This is a genomic window from Pseudomonas sp. WT-JTC, from assembly GCF_056711565.1.
Genome location: NZ_CM160042.1, coordinates 6,129,067 through 6,146,299 on the forward strand (window position 1 = coordinate 6,129,067; position 17,233 = coordinate 6,146,299).

At 60.9% G+C, this 17,233-nt stretch carries 17 protein-coding genes; 10 read left to right on the top strand and 7 right to left on the bottom strand.

Going from position 1 to position 17,233, the window contains the following annotated elements; genetic code table 11:
- Window positions 1-119 precede the first annotated feature (119 nt).
- From AC06G5_RS27890 to AC06G5_RS27915, 6 genes are all read left to right on the top strand, one after another.
- Window positions 120-638, top strand: a complete 519-nt coding sequence (locus AC06G5_RS27890; protein WP_413424801.1) for an RNA polymerase sigma factor — start codon at window positions 120-122, stop codon at window positions 636-638.
- Entirely contained in the window at window positions 635-1,609 is a 975-nt protein-coding gene (locus AC06G5_RS27895) for a FecR domain-containing protein (protein WP_413703907.1), read from the top strand. The genes AC06G5_RS27890 and AC06G5_RS27895 overlap by 4 nt, the downstream gene beginning before the upstream one ends.
- A gap of 176 nt (window positions 1,610-1,785) precedes the next feature.
- Window positions 1,786-4,224, top strand: coding sequence for a TonB-dependent siderophore receptor (locus AC06G5_RS27900; RefSeq protein WP_480458612.1), 2,439 nt, complete (start codon window positions 1,786-1,788; stop codon window positions 4,222-4,224).
- A gap of 72 nt (window positions 4,225-4,296) precedes the next feature.
- Complete coding sequence (locus AC06G5_RS27905; RefSeq protein WP_480458613.1) at window positions 4,297-5,427, top strand: PepSY-associated TM helix domain-containing protein; 1,131 nt, start codon at window positions 4,297-4,299, stop codon at window positions 5,425-5,427.
- Window positions 5,424-5,636 (top strand): hypothetical protein, encoded by a 213-nt coding sequence (locus AC06G5_RS27910; protein WP_413424809.1) that lies wholly within the window; start codon window positions 5,424-5,426, stop codon window positions 5,634-5,636. Before AC06G5_RS27905 ends, AC06G5_RS27910 begins: the two co-directional genes overlap by 4 nt.
- A gap of 127 nt (window positions 5,637-5,763) precedes the next feature.
- Complete coding sequence (locus AC06G5_RS27915; RefSeq protein ID WP_413424811.1) at window positions 5,764-6,393, top strand: glutathione S-transferase; 630 nt, start codon at window positions 5,764-5,766, stop codon at window positions 6,391-6,393.
- A gap of 12 nt (window positions 6,394-6,405) precedes the next feature.
- On the opposite strand, the gene rloA2 is transcribed toward AC06G5_RS27915, so the two are convergent.
- Window positions 6,406-6,906, bottom strand: coding sequence for a retropepsin-like aspartic peptidase RloA2 (gene rloA2, locus AC06G5_RS27920; RefSeq protein ID WP_413424813.1), 501 nt, complete (start codon window positions 6,904-6,906; stop codon window positions 6,406-6,408).
- A 164-nt stretch (window positions 6,907-7,070) separates the two neighbouring features.
- Between rloA2 and AC06G5_RS27925 the strand changes: the two genes are divergently transcribed.
- On the top strand, window positions 7,071-7,958 hold the full coding sequence (locus tag AC06G5_RS27925; protein WP_413703906.1) for an acyltransferase: 888 nt from the start codon (window positions 7,071-7,073) through the stop codon (window positions 7,956-7,958).
- A gap of 1 nt (window position 7,959) precedes the next feature.
- Here AC06G5_RS27925 and AC06G5_RS27930 read toward each other — a convergent pair whose 3' ends face one another.
- Entirely contained in the window at window positions 7,960-8,520 is a 561-nt protein-coding gene (locus tag AC06G5_RS27930; protein WP_413424816.1) for a DUF2780 domain-containing protein, read from the bottom strand.
- 309 nt (window positions 8,521-8,829) lie between these two features.
- Here AC06G5_RS27930 and AC06G5_RS27935 point away from each other — a divergent pair, with 309 nt between their 5' ends.
- The 3 genes from AC06G5_RS27935 to AC06G5_RS27945 are packed head-to-tail and all read left to right on the top strand — an operon-like array spanning window position 8,830 to window position 10,775.
- Window positions 8,830-9,423: a fasciclin domain-containing protein gene (locus AC06G5_RS27935; protein ID WP_480458614.1), complete on the top strand. Its 594-nt coding sequence runs from the start codon at window positions 8,830-8,832 to the stop codon at window positions 9,421-9,423.
- A 54-nt stretch (window positions 9,424-9,477) separates the two neighbouring features.
- Window positions 9,478-10,104, top strand: coding sequence for a sigma-70 family RNA polymerase sigma factor (locus AC06G5_RS27940; RefSeq protein ID WP_413424820.1), 627 nt, complete (start codon window positions 9,478-9,480; stop codon window positions 10,102-10,104).
- Entirely contained in the window at window positions 10,101-10,775 is a 675-nt protein-coding gene (locus AC06G5_RS27945) for an anti-sigma factor (protein ID WP_413703905.1), read from the top strand. Before AC06G5_RS27940 ends, AC06G5_RS27945 begins: the two co-directional genes overlap by 4 nt.
- A 70-nt stretch (window positions 10,776-10,845) precedes the next feature.
- On the opposite strand, the gene fdhA is transcribed toward AC06G5_RS27945, so the two are convergent.
- The 5 genes from fdhA to AC06G5_RS27970 all read right to left on the bottom strand — a co-directional run bounded on the left by fdhA (window position 10,846) and on the right by AC06G5_RS27970 (window position 17,224).
- On the bottom strand, window positions 10,846-12,045 hold the full coding sequence (gene fdhA / locus AC06G5_RS27950; protein WP_413424824.1) for a formaldehyde dehydrogenase, glutathione-independent: 1,200 nt from the start codon (window positions 12,043-12,045) through the stop codon (window positions 10,846-10,848).
- 129 nt (window positions 12,046-12,174) lie between these two features.
- Entirely contained in the window at window positions 12,175-13,032 is an 858-nt protein-coding gene (gene purU / locus AC06G5_RS27955; protein ID WP_085716468.1) for a formyltetrahydrofolate deformylase, read from the bottom strand.
- A 150-nt stretch (window positions 13,033-13,182) separates the two neighbouring features.
- Entirely contained in the window at window positions 13,183-13,815 is a 633-nt protein-coding gene (locus AC06G5_RS27960; RefSeq protein WP_057398241.1) for a sarcosine oxidase subunit gamma, read from the bottom strand.
- 65 nt (window positions 13,816-13,880) lie between these two features.
- A complete protein-coding gene (locus AC06G5_RS27965; protein ID WP_413424826.1) occupies window positions 13,881-16,898 on the bottom strand; it encodes a sarcosine oxidase subunit alpha in 3,018 nt (1,005 codons plus the stop codon).
- Complete coding sequence (locus tag AC06G5_RS27970; RefSeq protein WP_053163068.1) at window positions 16,895-17,224, bottom strand: sarcosine oxidase subunit delta; 330 nt, start codon at window positions 17,222-17,224, stop codon at window positions 16,895-16,897. The genes AC06G5_RS27965 and AC06G5_RS27970 overlap by 4 nt, the downstream gene beginning before the upstream one ends.
- Window positions 17,225-17,233: the final 9 nt, after the last annotated feature.

Consider the following 17,233-nt stretch of genomic DNA (forward strand, 5'->3'; position numbering starts at 1 on the left):
CTCCTACAGGGGCCGTCGCTAAACTCCCACCCGACCAACGCCAATTGCTTACCTCCCCTGCCTCTGCCACAATCGCGAACAGTTCTCGTTAGTTAATATTTCCCAATCGGTAATGCGGCGTGTCGTCAGTCCCAAGCCCTCAAAGTGAGCTCGTCGGTGCGTTATATCGCGACCATCGCGGTTGGCTATTGGCCTGGCTTCGACGCAACGTCGCCTGCCCACAACGCGCCGAAGACCTGAGCCAGGACACGTTCGTGCGCTTGCTGGGCCGCGAAGAACTGAAGGCCCCGCGCGAGCCCCGGGCATTCCTGGTGGCGATTGCCAAGGGCCTGCTGTTCGATTATTTCCGGCGTGCCGCGCTGGAGCAGGCTTACCTCACTGAGTTGATGCTGGTTCCCGAAGCCGAACAACCGTCGGCGGAAGAACAGCAAATGATCCTCGAAGACCTGAAAAACATCGATCGATTGCTCGGCAAGCTCTCCAGCAAGGCCCGGGCGGCGTTCCTCTACAACCGTCTCGACGGCCTCGGCCACGCGGAAATCGCCGAGCGTCTCGGCGTGTCGGTGCCGCGGGTGCGCCAGTACCTGGCCCAGGGTATTCGCCAGTGCTACATCGCGCTATATGGTGAGCCGACATGAATCCGCTCGGTTCCAAACCGGTATCGGCCAAGGTGCTCGACGCGGCGATTGCCTGGCAATTGTCCATGGATTCCGCCAACCCGGTGGAGCGCGAAGAGTTCGCCAGGTGGCACGCGGCCCACGAAGAACACGCCCGCGCCTGGCGCCAACTGGGCATGCTCGACCAGCGTTTCAGCGTGGCCAGCGGCCCGGCTCGCACGGCCCTGCTGCAATCGCGCGAAGGCATTCGTCGACGGGTGCGCAAACTTGGCAGTGGTGTGGCCGGTATCGTTGCGGTGATCGGCCTGGCGCTGTTCACCGGGCCACGTTACCTGCCGATCGACTATTGGCTGGCCGACCAGAGCACCGCCGTTGGCGAGCAGCGCACCTTGCGCCTGGCTGATGGCACGCTGATCAATCTCAACACCCACAGTGCCCTGGATGTGCGCTTCGATGAAAGGCAGCGACGCATCGTGCTTCAGGAAGGCGAAATCCTGGTGGAAACCGGTCATGGCGATCCCCGGCCGTTCATCGTCGAAACCCGCGAAGGCAGTATGCGTGCGCTGGGTACCCGGTTTCTGGTCAAGCGCGAAGAAGAAGGCACACGCCTGAGCGTGTTGCAGTCGGCCGTGGCGGTTCATCCGGAGTCCAATCCGGACGAACAGATCCTGCGCGAAGGCCAGCAGGTGCTGATCCGCAACAACGGCCTGGGCCCGGTTCTGGCCGTCAACCTCGGCGCGGATGCCTGGACCCGCGGCATGCTGGTGGTAGACAACACGCGGCTGGAAGATCTGGTGCATGAAATCGGCCGCTATCGAAACGGTTACGTCGGCGTCGCGCCGGAGGTAGCCGACCTGCGCATCACCGGCAGTTTCCCGCTGCGCGATACCGACCTGGCGCTCAATGCCCTGCTGCCAACCCTGCCGGTGCAGATCGAACAGCACACGCAATGGTGGGTGAAGGTCGTGGCCAAGGCCGGCAACAAACCCTGAACAGGCATCCACGCCGCTCACTGGATCTACGCGGTGCTTGTGAGCGCATCGCTGGCAAGCCAGCGCCTACAAAAGCCAAAGACTGAATCGAAATTATTTTTATCCATCCCTATCACTTTTCAATTCTCGCTCGGCACACAGGCAATTGAGAAATATTTCCATTCAGGAGCCGCCGTATGCCCCGTTCGCTAGACACCCTGTTGCGCCCCGGTTTGCTGGCGCTCGCCATTGCCTTGTGCGCCCCTTTGGCCAGCAGCCCACTGTTCGCCGCTGAACAGGCTTCCAGCGTTCGCGCCTACAACTTGCCGTCCGCTCCGTTGGCCAACACCCTGAACCAGATCGCCAGCCAGGCCGGCTTGGCCCTGGCGTTGAACCCATCCCTGGCTGTGGGCAAAACCTCGGCGCCAGTCAAAGGCCAGTTCGACGCAGCCGGCGCCCTGCGTGAAGCCCTGCGTGGTACCGGCCTGCAACTGGAGCAGAGCAGTGCAGGCACCTACAGCCTGGTGGCGGTACCGGAAGGCACCCTTGATTTGCCGGTCACAAGCATTACCGGACAGAACGGTGACGATGAAAGTGCTTGGGGCCCCGTGCAAGGCTATCTCGCCAATCGCACAGCAGCCGGGACCAAAACCGATACGACGCTCGCCGAAGTTCCGCGCTCGATCTCTGTTGCCACTCGTGAGCAGATGCAGGACCGCGCAGTACAGAACCTGGATGACGCTGTGCGTTACATGCCCGGGGTTGTGGCCAGCAGCTATGGCAGCGATAGCCGTGCCGAATGGCTAAAAGTGCGCGGATTTGAACCCACCCAGTTCCTCGATGGCTTGCCGCTGCCAAAGGGCACTTACGCCATGCCGAAGATTGAAACCTGGGATCTGGAGCGCGTAGCCTTGCTGCGAGGCCCTGCGTCTTCAGTTTACGGCCAGACACCTCCCGGTGGATTGATCGACATGGTCAGCCGCCGCCCTGAGGAGTTTGCAAGCAACGAAGTGCAATTGCAGATTGGCAGCTATCAGCGCAAGCAGATCAGTTTCGATAGCACCGGTCCAATTGACGATGAAGGGCGATTTTTATACCGCGTCAGCGGTGTGGTGCGTGATAGCAACACCACCATCGATCACAACGAAGACAAGCGTTACAACATCGCGCCCAGCCTGACCTGGAATATTGACCCGGACACGAAATTGACCTTGCTCAGCCAGTTCAATCGTGACGATACCAGCAACACCAGCCAGTTCCTTCCAGTACAAGGCACCAAACTTTCAACGCCTGCTGGCGAGGTGAAATTCCACGAGAACCTCGGTGATCCGAACTGGGAGTTCTACGACAAAACCTATTACGCGCTGGGTTATGCATTTGAGCACCAGATGAACGACGTTTGGCAGTTCCGTCAAAACCTGCGCTACACCAAGAGCGACCTGTCCTTCCAAGGCATAACCGCTGGCGGTTTTAACGGTTCGGTCAGTGACGATGGCACGGTGGCCCGAGGTGCCAACATCGTCAACGAAGACATCAGCCAGTTCGCCGTGGATAACAATTTCCAGGCAGACTTCGACACCGGCTCAATCAGGCACACACTGCTGCTGGGCCTTGACCACCAACGTGTGAATACCAATTACAAATGGCTGTTCGGCAGCGCGCCGCCCAGCAATATCAACACTCCGATTTACGGCCAGGACTTCAGTAACGTCAGCTATACCGCGTTCAATGATTACAACCAGAAAACCCATGACACAGGCCTGTACATTCAGGACCAGATAGCCCTCGACAACTGGCGCCTGACTTTGGGCGGCCGCCAGGACTGGCTGCACACCGATACGACTTTCTACAACATGAACAATGCCAAGGACACCCGCGACGACACGGCCTTCACCGGCAACGCGGCCCTTAGCTATGTCTTCGACTCCGGTTTCACACCTTACATCTCCTACGCCGAGTCATTTCAAGCCGAACCCGGTGGCGCCAATGGTGAGGCGTTCCGCCCTGGCACTGGCAAGCAATACGAAGTGGGTATCAAGTACCAGCCTCCAGGCAGCGATATGCTATTTACAGCAGCTGCCTATGACCTGACCCGCAAAGACATCGTGCTCAATGACACTCTCGGCGTATCGCGTCCACTGGGTGAAGCCAAAGTGCGTGGCTTCGAGCTGGAAGCAATTGGCAACGTCAACGAGAACTTGAAATTGACTGCCGCGTATACCTACGCCAACACCAAGATGACCAAAGTCACCAGTCCACTGGACCAAAACCGTCCTCTGCCATTGACTCCGGAAAATCAGGCTTCAGCCTGGGCTGACTACACCTGGCATACCGGGGTTCTCGATGGTTTCGGACTTGGTTTCGGCGTGCGCTACGTCGGAGAAACCGACAACATCGCTATCGGCAGCATGGAGTTCGTACGCGATAAATCAGACGGCCACTCCGACTCCTATACCGTCTACGATGCTGCCGTCCACTACGACCTGGGTCGCCTGAACAGCTCGCTCAAGGGCGTCAGCGTTGCGGTCAATGCCAATAACGTATTCGACAAGGAATACATTTCGACCTGTGATGGTTTCTACTGCTATTACGGCGATCGTCGCAACGTAATGGCCAGCGTCGACTACAAGTGGTAACGCCTTGAGCTGACACGCCCAACGACCAGGCCGTCCTTCGTGGACGGCTTTGGTTTTTCTGAAGGCCATGAAATGAAAAGTAAAACAATTCGCCGCTGGTCCGCTGTCCATACCTGGACCAGCCTGGTTTGTACGGTGTTCCTGTTGCTGCTGGCGCTGACCGGCCTGCCGTTGATCTTTCACCACGAGATCGACCACTTGCTGGGCAATGCACCCGAAGTGAAGGCAATGCCGGCGGACACCCCACACCTGAATTTGCAGCAACTGGCAGAGGCGGCCGAGAGACATCGCCCCGGTGAAGTCATGCAGTACTTCGGCTTCGAGGACGATGAGCCCAACGCGGTGCTGACGATCATGGCCGCGACCGCCGGCACCGAGCCGAACTCGTCCCATACCTTCATGCTCGATGCCCGTACCGGCGAAGCGCTGGAAACGCCATCGGCCAACGGCGGCTTCATGCTGACCATGCTGCGTCTGCACGTGGACATGTTCGCCGGCTTGTCGGGCAAGTTGCTGCTGGCGCTCATGGGGGTTCTATTCGTTGTTGCGATCGTTTCCGGCACGGTGCTGTACCTGCCGTTCATGCGTCGCTTGAAGTTCGCCACCGTGCGCCAGGACAAATCCACGCGCCTGCGCTGGCTCGACCTGCATAACCTGATCGGTGTGGTGACATTGACCTGGGCACTGGTGGTCGGCGTGACGGGTGTGGTCAGTGCCAGCGCCGACCTGATCATTGCCGCGTGGCGCAACGACAGCCTGAGCGCGATGGTCGCGCCATACCGCGATGCGCCACCCCTGACGCAATTGGCACCGGCCACCCGTCTGCTCGACATCGCCGAGGAGGTTGCGCCGGGCATGCAGGCGGACTTCATCGCCTTCCCCGGCACGCGGTTTTCCAGCGAGCACCATTACGCGGTGTTCATGAAAGGCAGCACGCACCTGACTTCACACCTGCTGACACCCGTACTGATCGACGCCAGCACCCTGCAAGTCACCGCCGTGGCCGAACGACCGTGGTACATGGACGTCATGGGCATGTCGCAGCCACTGCACTTCGGTGACTACGGCGGCATGCCGATGAAAATCCTCTGGGCGACCCTGGATGTGCTGACCATCATCGTGCTCGGCAGCGGGGTGTACCTGTGGGTAGTGCGGCGCAAGGCTGCCCGGCCTGTGCTGGAAAAAGCGGAGAGCGTGGCATGAAGCCCCGGCAGTCGAACTTCTGGAAAGTGTTCAGCACCCCAATCGTCATCGCCCTGTTCAGCGCGGCAGGGTTGTTTGCCGCGTTGCTCGGGGATGGTGTGTGGGATTCGCTGAGCTGGCTCGGCTTGGGCATCCCCGCCGCTGTTGCCCTGCGGGGCCTCCTGCCACCCTGTAGGAGCGAGCTTGCTCGCGATGGTCGTCAACGATGATGTTGGAAGACTGATACCCCGAGGTGTTCTCGGGTGCATCGCGAGCGAGCTCGCTCCTACAAGGGATATTGAGCTCCCGCCACAACGCGCTATGCTGCCCGACACTGCCACCGATCGAGACGTTGCCATGTCCGCCCCGAGCATGACCCTGTACCACAACCCGCTCTCTCCCTTCGTTCGCAAAGTCATGGTGCTGTTGCACGAAACCGGTCAACAGAACCGCGTGGCGTTGCAAAACAGCGTACTCACCCCTGTCAGCCCGGACCTGACCCTGATCGACGACAACCCCCTGAGTAAAATCCCGGCGCTGCGCCTGGCCGATGGCAATGTCATCCACGACAGCCGGGTCATCCTCGACTACCTCGATCAGCAGCACGTCGGCAATCCGCTGATCCCCCGCGAAGGCTCGGCCCGCTGGCGGCGCCTGACCCTCGCTTCGCTGGCCGACGGAATCATGGACGCAGCCGTGCTGGTGCGCTACGAAGTCGCCCTGCGCGCCCCGGAGAAACACTGGGACGAATGGCTCGACGGCCAGCGCGACAAAATCCGCCGTGCCTTGGCGCTGCTGGAAAAAGACGCGATTGCCGAGCTGACCTGCCATTTCGACGTGGCTGCGATCAGCGTAGCCTGTGCACTGGGTTACCTGGATCTGCGCCACCCGGATCTGGATTGGCGTACGGCGAATCCGCAACTCGCGCAGTGGTATTTCGAGGTGAGTCAGCGACCTTCGATGATTGCGACGATGCCGAAGATTTAAGCCTTCAAAAGATCAGCAATCCGGCTTGTCGGCCGTAAACCGCCGAGCCGGGTTCACCGCCGCCCCAAACTCACGCAAGGCCTTGGCGCCGATCAACAATGGATAGTTGAAGCTGCTGCGATCGGTGAGGTTGACCTCGACCGTGCGCTTGACGTTGCCCAGGCACAATTCTAGATCAACCACCGGCCGCTTGGTGGGTGCTGCCGCCTCGTCATCCTCCTCTTCGAAGCGGGTCTTGATCTTGCTGATGCGCGCGATCTTGTGTTCGTAGACCTGGTTGTTCGCATCCTTGGTGCCAAGGCGGAAACGCACCCAGTCCTCACCGTCACGCTTGAAGGTTTCGATGTCCTTGGCCGACAGCGACGCGGTCAGGGCGCCGGTGTCCATTTTCGCCTTGAGGACCTGCCCGCCGATTTCCGGCAGGGCAATGTATTCGTAACGCCCATAGAGGGTGGGTTCAGCGGCCATGACCGGCAGGGCGATGAGGGAGAGCACTGCAAGGAGGGATTTCACGTGATGGGCTTCCATGAGAGTGAACAGCGGGAATTTAGACCGCCGTTCGCTTGATCGTTCCCACAAGGTTACCGGCCCAAAGGTGAAACATTCGTCACCACCGATTTGGCCTGTCGCCCGAAGCTGCTTATCATTGCGCGCCCAACCGCTTCCACGAGTGACTTATGCGCCGCCTGCTCACCGGCTGTTTCGTGACCCTGCTGCTTCTGCTCAACACCCTGGTGCTGATCGGACCGCTGATGGTGTTTGCCCTGCTCAAGCTGGTCCTGCCTGGCCGCTTTCGCGATTACGCTTCATGGTCGGTGATGTGGATTGCCGAGACCTGGTCCGAGATCGACAAGCTGATCTTCCGCCTGTGTATCCCCACCCGATGGGACATCCGCGGCGGTGACGATCTGCGCCGTGACACCTCGTACCTGGTGATCAGCAACCATCAATCCTGGGTCGACATCCCGGCGCTGATCCAGACGCTAAACCGGCGTACGCCGTTCTTCAAGTTCTTCCTCAAGAAAGAGCTGATCTGGGTGCCGTTCCTGGGCCTGGCGTGGTGGGCGCTGGATTATCCGTTCATGAAGCGCTACAGCAAGGCGTTTCTGGCCAGACACCCGGAACTGGCGGGCAAGGATCTGGAGATCACCAAACAGGCCTGTGAACTGTTCAAGCGCCAACCGGTGACGGTGGTCAACTACCTCGAAGGCACCCGCTTCACGGCGGCGAAACGTGCCCAGCAACAGTCACCGTTCAATCATCTGCTCAAGCCCAAGGCCGGCGGAGTGGCCTTTGTGCTGGCGGCGATGGGTGAACAGCTGGACGCGATCCTCGATGTGACGGTGGTTTACCCGCAGCAGAACATTCCGGGGTTCTGGGACTTGATCAGCGGCAATGTGCCAAGGGTCATCATCGATATCCAGACCCGCGAACTCGACCCCGCGCTGTGGCAGGGCGACTACGAAAACGATCCGTTGTTTCGCGAAAAAACCCAGAACTGGGTCAACCAGCTCTGGATCGAAAAGGACCGGCACATCGACGCCTTGCGCACCGAGCGCCGCTGAATCAGCTACCGGTGCCGATGCCCGGGCCCCAGATGCTGCCCAGATTGCTCAGCAGCGAACCGCCAACGCCCTGCTGACCGAGGTATTGCAGGAGCACCGGGGTAAACAGCCCGATCATGCCGCTGTCCATGCCCAAGGCGCTAAAGGCATTGTTCAGGTCATTGGTGTTCTTGACGTTGCCCAAGGCGTTATCCAGGCCTGCGGCCTTGCCGGTGGAGCCGAGCAGTCCGGCAAGCGCACCCAGCTCGCCACCGCCGGACAGCATGTCGATACCCGGCACGCTTTTGGCCAGTTCCGAGTAGTCGGTCGAACTCAACTGGTTCTTCGCCAGCCCCAGCATCGCCCCGGCGCCGCCAAGGGCTTGCTGAGGGGTGATGTTCAATTCAGTGAGCGCGCCCAGCAGGTCCGCCGCTTCCGGGGTCGGCGCGGTATCGGTCGCGGCATTGCCGCCCTTCATGCCGGAAATGGCATTGGCCGCATCGCTCAGGTTGAACTGGGCAAAGGCCGGGCTGACCACCAGGGTCAAGAGCGATGCCAGGACAAAACCGCGTGAAATCTTCATTCAGACATCCTCTATGAACGCCGCCCGGCAATGGGCGGCGAAAAACTGTGCTTTGGACTGATATCCCCCGGCATTGTTCCCAGCCACCCATCCCCTGTAGGAGCGAGCTCGCTCGCGATGGACGTCAACGATGACGCGGGCTGTCTGGATAAACGCGTTGCCTTTGAGCCCATCGCGAGCAAGCTCGCTCCTACAGGGATCAGGTTCGGCAGAATATTTTCCCACGCACTGCATCCAGCCTGCCCCCACGCCCGTATATCAAGCACGGACAGACATTCCTGGCCGATTCCCCACCAAAGGATCATCACCATGAAACGCACTACGATCAAAACACCGTTGATTGCCAGCCTGCTGACCCTGGCCCTTGGCGGTGCTTTCGCCCTGAATACCGTACAAGCGGCAACCACGAGCCATGACAGCGTGACCGTCGGCGGCCAGGCCATGCTGCCGAGCAAGGACATCGTCGATAACGCGGTGAACTCCGCCGATCACACCACCCTGGTCGCCGCGGTAAAAGCCGCCGGTCTGGTCGACACCCTCAAGGGCAAAGGCCCGTTCACCGTGTTCGCCCCGGTCAATTCAGCCTTTGCCGCCCTGCCCGCCGGCACCGTCGATACGCTGCTCAAACCGGAAAACAAGACCACCCTGAGCAAAATCCTCACCTACCACGTGGTCGCCGGCAAACTCGACATGTCCACCCTGGCCGAGAAGATCAAGGCCGGTGGCGGCAAAACCGAGCTCACCACCGTTGCTGGCGGCAAGTTGTGGGCGATGATGAACGGCCCGCACAACATCACCATCAAGGATGAAAAAGGTGACGTCGCCGACATCACCACCTATGACGTGTACCAGTCCAATGGGGTGATCCAGGTCATCGACAAGGTGTTGATGCCGAAAAGCTGAACCGTACCGCCGTCCCCGTGCATCGGGGGCGGCGGTCCTCCCGAGGTGTTCGCCGTGAATGGAACAACTGCGCGCCGTGAACTAACCTCTGCCTGCAACCGGCCCCCTGCCCTGCTTTCCGGGAGAACCGCCATTCCAATCACCGACACCGATCAGCTCAGGCAACTGCTGGCCCAGTGCTCACTGGGTGACCGCCGCGCGTTCGAGACGCTGTACCGCAGCGTCGGCCCGCGTCTGCACGGGGTAGCGCTGCGCTTCATGGGCCGTTCGGACCTGGCCGAAGAGGTGCTGCAAGAGAGCTTCGTGCGCATCTGGAACAACGCCTCGCGCTACGAAGCGCATCTATCGGCGCCGTTGACCTGGATGATCAACATCACCCGGAATCAAGCCATCGACCAGTTGCGCAAACACCGTGATCGGCCCTTGAGTGATCTCGAAGAACAGATGCTTGTGGATGAAAGTCCATCGGCCCAGGAGCAACTGGACAGTGCCCGTGAGGCCAGTGCCTTGAGCCGCTGCCTGGACAGCCTCGACGGCATGCAGCGCCAGTCGATTACCGTCGCTTATTTCCAGGGACTGTCGTGTTCCGAGTTGGCCGAACACCTGGCCGCGCCGCTGGGCTCGGTGAAGTCCTGGATCCGCCGCGGCATGGAGCGCCTGCGCAGGTGCCTTGAATCATGAACTATAAAACCCCGACCCTGCGCCGCGCCCTCGCCGCCGACTATGCCATTGGCCTGATGCCCGCCACCGCGCGTCGTCGTTTCGAACAGCTGTTGCTGGAGGATGCGACCTTGCGCGCCGAACTGGCACAGTGGCAGGAAAGCCTGGTCAGCCTGACCGAAGCCCTGCCTGAGCAGCCGGTGCCGGATCGCGTCTGGCAAGGCATTACCGAACGGATCGAACCACAAGTGCTGCACGTGCCGCAGAAGCGTCCGTTCTGGAACTGGCTGCGAGTGTCGGCGGCGCTTTGCTCACTGTTGATTGCAGTGATTCTCGGAGTTCACTACATCTCCGACGACGCCCGCTACAGCGCCACGCTGGTCAACGCCGACGCGAAACCGGCGTTGCGTGTGCAGGCCCATGAGAATTACCTGCAAGTCGAGCCGCTGACGCTGGCGGCTGTCGAACCCGGGCAAAGCCTGGAGTTGTGGGCGATTCCGGCGGACGGCAAGCCGATCTCCCTCGGCGTGATTCCGGCTGGAGGCAAAGGCAAGGTCGAATTGAGCGAGGCGCAGAAAGCGCTGATCGGCAAGCCGATTGCGCTGGCGGTCAGTCTGGAACCGAAGGGCGGTTCGCCGACCGGGCAGCCGACTGGGCCGGTGCTGTACCAAGGGGCGTTGGCGGCACTGTGAAAGCAGAAGATCAAAAAATCGCAATAAAAAACGGCGACCCGAAGGTCGCCGTTTCATTTTGCGTGAAGACTCAAGCTGCGCTGAACATCTTGTGCGGATCAATCACAAACTTCTTCGGCACGCCGGCGTCGAACTCGCCATAACCCTGTGGAGCCTGATCCAGGCTGATCACCTGAACGCCCACCACTTCGGCGATGTTGATGCGGTCCCACATGATCGCCTGCATCAACTGGCGGTTGTACTTCATCACTGGTGTCTGGCCAGTGTGGAAGCTGTGGGATTTGGCCCAGCCCAGGCCGAAGCGAATGCTCAGGCTGCCCATTTTCGCGGCAGCGTCCACGGCACCCGGATCTTCGGTTACGTACAGGCCAGGAATACCGATTTTGCCAGCGACGCGAACCACGCCCATCAGCGAGTTGAGTACGGTGGCCGGAGCCTCGTGTTTCACGCCGGCATGGCCGTGACCGCGAGCTTCGAAGCCTACCGCATCGACGGCGCAGTCCACTTCCGGTTCGCCCAACAGTGCAGCGATTTGTTCGTGCAGTGGGGTGTCTGTTGACAGGTCGGCGATTTCGAAACCCTGAGCCTTGGCATGGGCCAGGCGGATCGGGTTGACGTCACCAATGATCACCACCGCAGCGCCCAGCAGGCGAGCGGAAGCGGCAGCCGCCAGGCCAACCGGGCCGGCACCGGCGATGTACACGGTGCTGCCAGGGCCGACGCCGGCAGTCACTGCGCCGTGGTAACCGGTGGGCAGGATGTCGGAGAGACAGGTCAGGTCACGGATTTTTTCCATGGCCCGGTCGCGATCCGGCAGTTTCAGCAGGTTGAAGTCGGCATACGGTACAAACGCGTACTCGGCTTGGCCACCGGTCCAGTCACCCATGTCGACATAGCCATAGGCACCGCCCGGACGCGCCGGGTTAACGCTCAGGCAGACGCCAGTATGTTGCTCTTTGCACGAACGGCAACGGCCACAGGCAACGTTGAAAGGTACCGACACCAAGTCGCCGATCTGCAGGTTCTCGACACCGCTGCCCTTCTCGATCACTTCACCCGTGATCTCGTGGCCCAGCACCAGACCGGTCTGAGCGGTGGTGCGACCGCGCACCATGTGCTGGTCGGAACCACAGATATTGGTGGAGACCACACGCAGGATGACACCGTGTTCAATCTTCCTGCCGCGCGGGTCCTGCATTTTCGGATAGTCAATCTTCTGCACTTCGACCTTGCCAGCGCCGAGATACACCACACCACGATTGCCAGACATGCTTTCACCTCGCTGTTGTTTTTATGGAACCGCGTTGCCCAGGCAGGCAGCGCGTTAAATGCTCGGGTACAGATGCTGTTTCTTGTGTTGCTTGTGAGGGCCTCTTCGCGGGCAAGCCCCCCCAAAAACCTAGAGAACGACCGTACGATTGGCGTTCAGAAACACCCTTCTCTCAATGTGATAACCAACCGCCCGCGCCAGAGTCAGCCCCTCGATATCCCGCCCCTTGGCGATCAGATCTTCCGGGTAATGGCTGTGGTCCACCGCCTCGACGCCCTGGGCGATGATCGGCCCTTCGTCAAGATCGTTGTTGATGTAGTGCGCCGTGGCGCCCACCAGCTTCACGCCCTTGTTGTAGGCCTGGTGATAGGGCTTGGCGCCCTTGAAACCGGGCAGCAGGGAGTGGTGGATGTTGATCGCCTTGCCATCGAGCTTGCGGCACAACTCCGGCGACAGCACTTGCATGTAGCGCGCAAGGATCACCAGTTCGGCACCGGACTCTTCAATGACCTGCCATACCTGGCGTTCCTGCGCCGGCTTGTCGTTCGGATCCAGCGGGAAGTGGTAGTACGGAATCTGGTGCCAGTCGGCCAGTGGCTTGAGGTCCGGGTGGTTGGAGACCACGGCGGCCACGTCCATCGACAACTGGCCGATGCGCTGGCGATAAAGCAAATCGTTGAGGCAGTGATCGGCCTTGGAAACCATGATCACCACTTTCGGCCGATAGTTCGGCGCGACCAGTTCGAAGTTCATGCCAAAGGCATCACCACGCTCGGCCAACCCCGCGCGGAACGACTTCTCGTCGAAACCATCGGGCTGGCGGAATTCCACACGAATGAAGAAACGGCCCGAAAGCCGGTCATCGAAGGAATGGTGCTCGGTGACGTAGCAGCCCTGCTCGAACAGAAAGCGGGTCACCACATCCACCGTGCCAAGCAGGCTTGGGCAGTCGGCGGTCAGAATCCATGTGTCTGGGGCGCGGCTCATGGTGCGGTGACTCCTGAGAATTCGGTGGATGCCTACTGTAGGAGCGAGCCCTGCTCGCGATGGGGGCCAACGACGACGCGTACTGTCTGATTCAACGCGTTGCCTTGAAGTCCATCGCGAGCAAGCTCGCTCCTACAGTGACGGTGGTGATCAAGCCTGAACGCTGAGGCCGAATTCGGCAGAAGCATCCTGCAGCCACAGCCACCAGTAATCCGAGAAGCTGCGACGAATCAGCAGTTCCCAGGTGTCTTCGGCGGTGTGACGGATCATCAGCTGCGACTTGGCGAACACCGTACCGACGGCTTTGCCCACCGGGAAGTTGTTCGGGTGCACGTCGTAGCTGGTGGACTTCATCAGTACCTGGCGCACGTTCGGGCCGCTCAGCTCGAGGAGCTGCTGGCCGCCGCTGACGTTGACGATGGCAATGTGCAGATTGCCCAGCGCTTCGCGCAGTTTTTTCTCGGCGGCAAACTCTTGACCGGTTGGCACGATCAGCAGCCACTCATCCGGCCCCATCCATTGCAAACTGGTTTCGCCTTTGACGATGACGCTCAGCGCGCCCGGCAACTCGATGCCCAGGGCCTTGTGCACGCCTGCGGCGAACGCGGCGTCGTGGCCATCGCCGCGGATGGTCAGGTGGCCGAGGAGTTTTTTCTCACGCACGGTCACGCCGGCGTTCTTGCGGCCCTTGCCCACCAGGCTGGCGAGGTCGGCGTGATGCAGCGACGACTCGGCCTTGGCCCCGGAGGTTGGGCGTTGTTGGTAAACATTGGCTGCGGTCATAAAGCACCTGTCCTGAATTCTGTATTGATCGTTCCCACGCTCTGCGTGGGAACGATCGGAGGCAATTAAACGTTCTGGCGCTCACCCTTCGGATCGAAGAACACCGAAGAAACGATTTCCGCCTCGATCACGCTGCCGTCCGCCAGGGGGGCGAACACACGTTCGCCCATGCGGTTCAGGCCGCCCTTGACCACGCCCATGGCAAACGAATAGCCCAGGGAGTTGTGCAGGTAACTGGAGGTCACGTGACCGACCATGGTCATCGGGATCGCCTGCTTGGTGTTGAACACCAGTTGCGCACCTTCCGGCAGCCACTTGTTCGGATCGATCGGCTTGAGGCCAACCAACTGCTTACGTTGATCACGCACACAGTCTTCGCGGTTCATGCCACGCCAGCCGATCCACGAGAACGGTTTGGTGCGACCGACACACCAGCCCATGTTCAGGTCGTCCGGGGTCATCGAGCTGTCAGTGTCCTGACCGACGATGATGAAGCCCTTCTCGGCCCGCAGCACGTGCATGGTTTCGGTGCCATATGGCGTCAGGTTGTACTTCTTGCCGGCGTCGACGATTTTTTCCAGCACGCCCATGGCGTAGTCGGCTTGCACGTTGACTTCGTACGACAGCTCACCGGTAAACGAAATCCGGAACACCCGCGCTGGCACACCACCCACCAGACCTTCTTTCCAGGTCATGAACGGGAAGGCTTCGTTGGCCAGGTCAATGTCGGTGACTTCGCTGAGCAGCTTGCGGCTGTTCGGCCCGGACAGGGTCATGGTCGCGAAGTGGTCGGTCACGGAGGTGAAGTACACCTTCATGTCCGGCCATTCGGTCTGGTGGTACAGCTCCAGCCACTGAAGCACGCGTGCCGCGCCGCCGGTGGTGGTGGTCATGACGAAATGGTTGTCGGCAAGGCATGCCGTCACGCCGTCGTCGAACACCATGCCGTCTTCTTTGCACATCAGGCCGTAACGCGCCTTGCCCACGTCGAGCTTGGTCCAGGCGTTGGTGTAGACGCGGTTGAGGAACTCGCGGGCGTCCGGTCCCTGGATGTCGATCTTGCCCAGGGTCGAAGCGTCCAGCAGGCCGACGCTGTCGCGCACGGCTTTGCATTCGCGCTTGACCGCTGCGTGCATGTCTTCACCGGACTTCGGGAAGTACCATGGACGTTTCCACTGGCCGACATCTTCGAACTCGGCGCCGTTTTTCAGGTGCCAATGATGCAGAGCGGTGTAGCGCACTGGCTCGAAGATGTGCCCACAGTGACGACCGGCCACAGCGCCAAAGGTCACTGGCGTGTAGTTCGGACGGAACATGGTGGTGCCCATCTGCGGGATGGTCACGTTCAGCGAGCGGGCAGCGATGGCCAGGCCGTTGACGTTGCCGAGCTTGCCCTGATCGGTGCCGAAGCCCAGTGCGGTGTAGCGCTTGACGTGCTCGACCGATTCGAAGCCTTCGCGGGTCGCCAGTTCGATGGCGGCGGCGGTGACATCGTTTTGCAGGTCGACGAATTGCTTCGGTGCCCGTGCGGTGCTCTTTTCATGGGGCACCTGGAACAGCGCCAGTGTCGGCTCTTCGAGGCGGCTCAGGGCTTTCGGCAGTACGCCTTCGACTGTCTGGAACCCGGCTTCAGCAGCGGCGCGGGCGCCGCCTTCAAAACCGTCGGCCAGAGAATCGCCAAGGCCGTAGACGCCGTTGATGCCACCGACACACACGCGTTTCTGCGGTGCTTCACCCGGTACGAAACCGAGGATGTCTTCGCGCCAGATCGGCTTGCCACCCAGGTGCGAAGCCAGGTGAACCACAGGGCTGTAACCACCGGAGCTGGCCACCACGTCGCACTCAAGCCATTCGCCTGGGCTGGTCACGGTGTGGGCTTTGACATCGATGGCGGCCACACGGGCAGCGGTCACGTGCTTGCTGCCACGGGCCTCGATCACGGCGCTGCCGGTAAGGATGCGGATACCTTTGGCGCGCGCTTCTTCCACCAGCGCACCACGCGGGTTGCTGCGGGCGTCGGCGATGGCCACCACTTGCAGGCTGGCATCGAGCCAATCCAGGGCAACGCGGTAGGCGTGGTCATTGTTGGTCGACAGCACCAGCTTCTTGCCCGGTGCCACGCCATAACGGCGCACGTAGGTCGAGACAGCGCCAGCGAGCATGTTGCCCGGCACGTCGTTGTTGCCGTAGACCAGTGGACGCTCGTGAGCGCCGGTCGCCAGCACTACGCGCTTGGCACGAACACGGTGGATGCGTTGACGCACCTGGCCAATCGGTGCGCGGTCGCCGAGGTGATCGGTCAGGCGCTCGTGAATGGTCAGGAAGTTGTGGTCGTGGTAGCCGTTGACTGTGGCGCGCGGCAACAGCAGCACGTCCGGGGTGTTTTTCAGTTCGGCGACGACGCTGGCAACCCACTCCACGGCAGGCTTGCCGTCGAGGCTTTCGCGGGAGTCGAGCAGGCTGCCGCCGAACTCTTCCTGCTCATCGGCGAGGATCACCCGGGCACCGCTGCGCGCAGCCGCCAGGGCAGCCGCCAGACCGGCAGGACCAGCGCCGACGATCAGCACGTCGCAGTGCTGGTTCATGTAGTCGTAGGTGTCCGGATCGTTCTCGGTCGGCGAGCGGCCAAGACCGGCGGCCTTACGAATGTACTTCTCGTAGGTCATCCAGAACGATTGCGGGTACATGAAGGTTTTGTAGTAGAAGCCCGGTGGCATCAGCTTGCCGCCGACCTTGCCGAGAATCCCCATCATGTCGTTGTTCACGCTCGGCCAGCCGTTGGTGCTGGTGGCGACCAGGCCCTGATACAGCGCCTGTTGCGTAGCGCGCACGTTCGGGATCTGCGTGGCTTCGGTGGCGCCGATCTGCAGCACCGCGTTCGGCTCTTCGGCACCGGCGGCGAAGATGCCGCGCGGACGGGAATACTTGAAGCTGCGACCGATGATGTCGACGCCGTTGGCCAGCAGTGCAGCGGCCAGGGAGTCGCCTTCAAAGCCTTTGTAGTTCTGGCCGTTGAAGGTGAAGCTCAAGACTTTGTTGCGGTCGATCCGTCCGCCGTTGGACAGGCGATTGATCTGGCTCATACCTTCTCTCCCAGAGCCGTGCTGGCCGCTTTCGGGCTATCGGTCTTGTCGGTGAATTGTGGCTTGGTGCCGATCTTGTAGGTTTCGAGAATCTCGTAGGTCACGGTGTCGCGAGTGACGTTGAAGTACTGGCGGCAACCGGCAACGTGATCCCACAGCTCGTGGTGCAGGCCGCGAGGGTTGTCGCGGAAGAACATGTAGTCCCCCCACTCCTCGTCGGTGCAGCTGCCCGGGTCCAGTGGGCGCGGGATGTGCGCCTGGCCGGATGCATGGAATTCCTCTTCGGAGCGCAGTTCGCCGCAGTGAGGACAGAAGATATGCAACATAGGGATTTC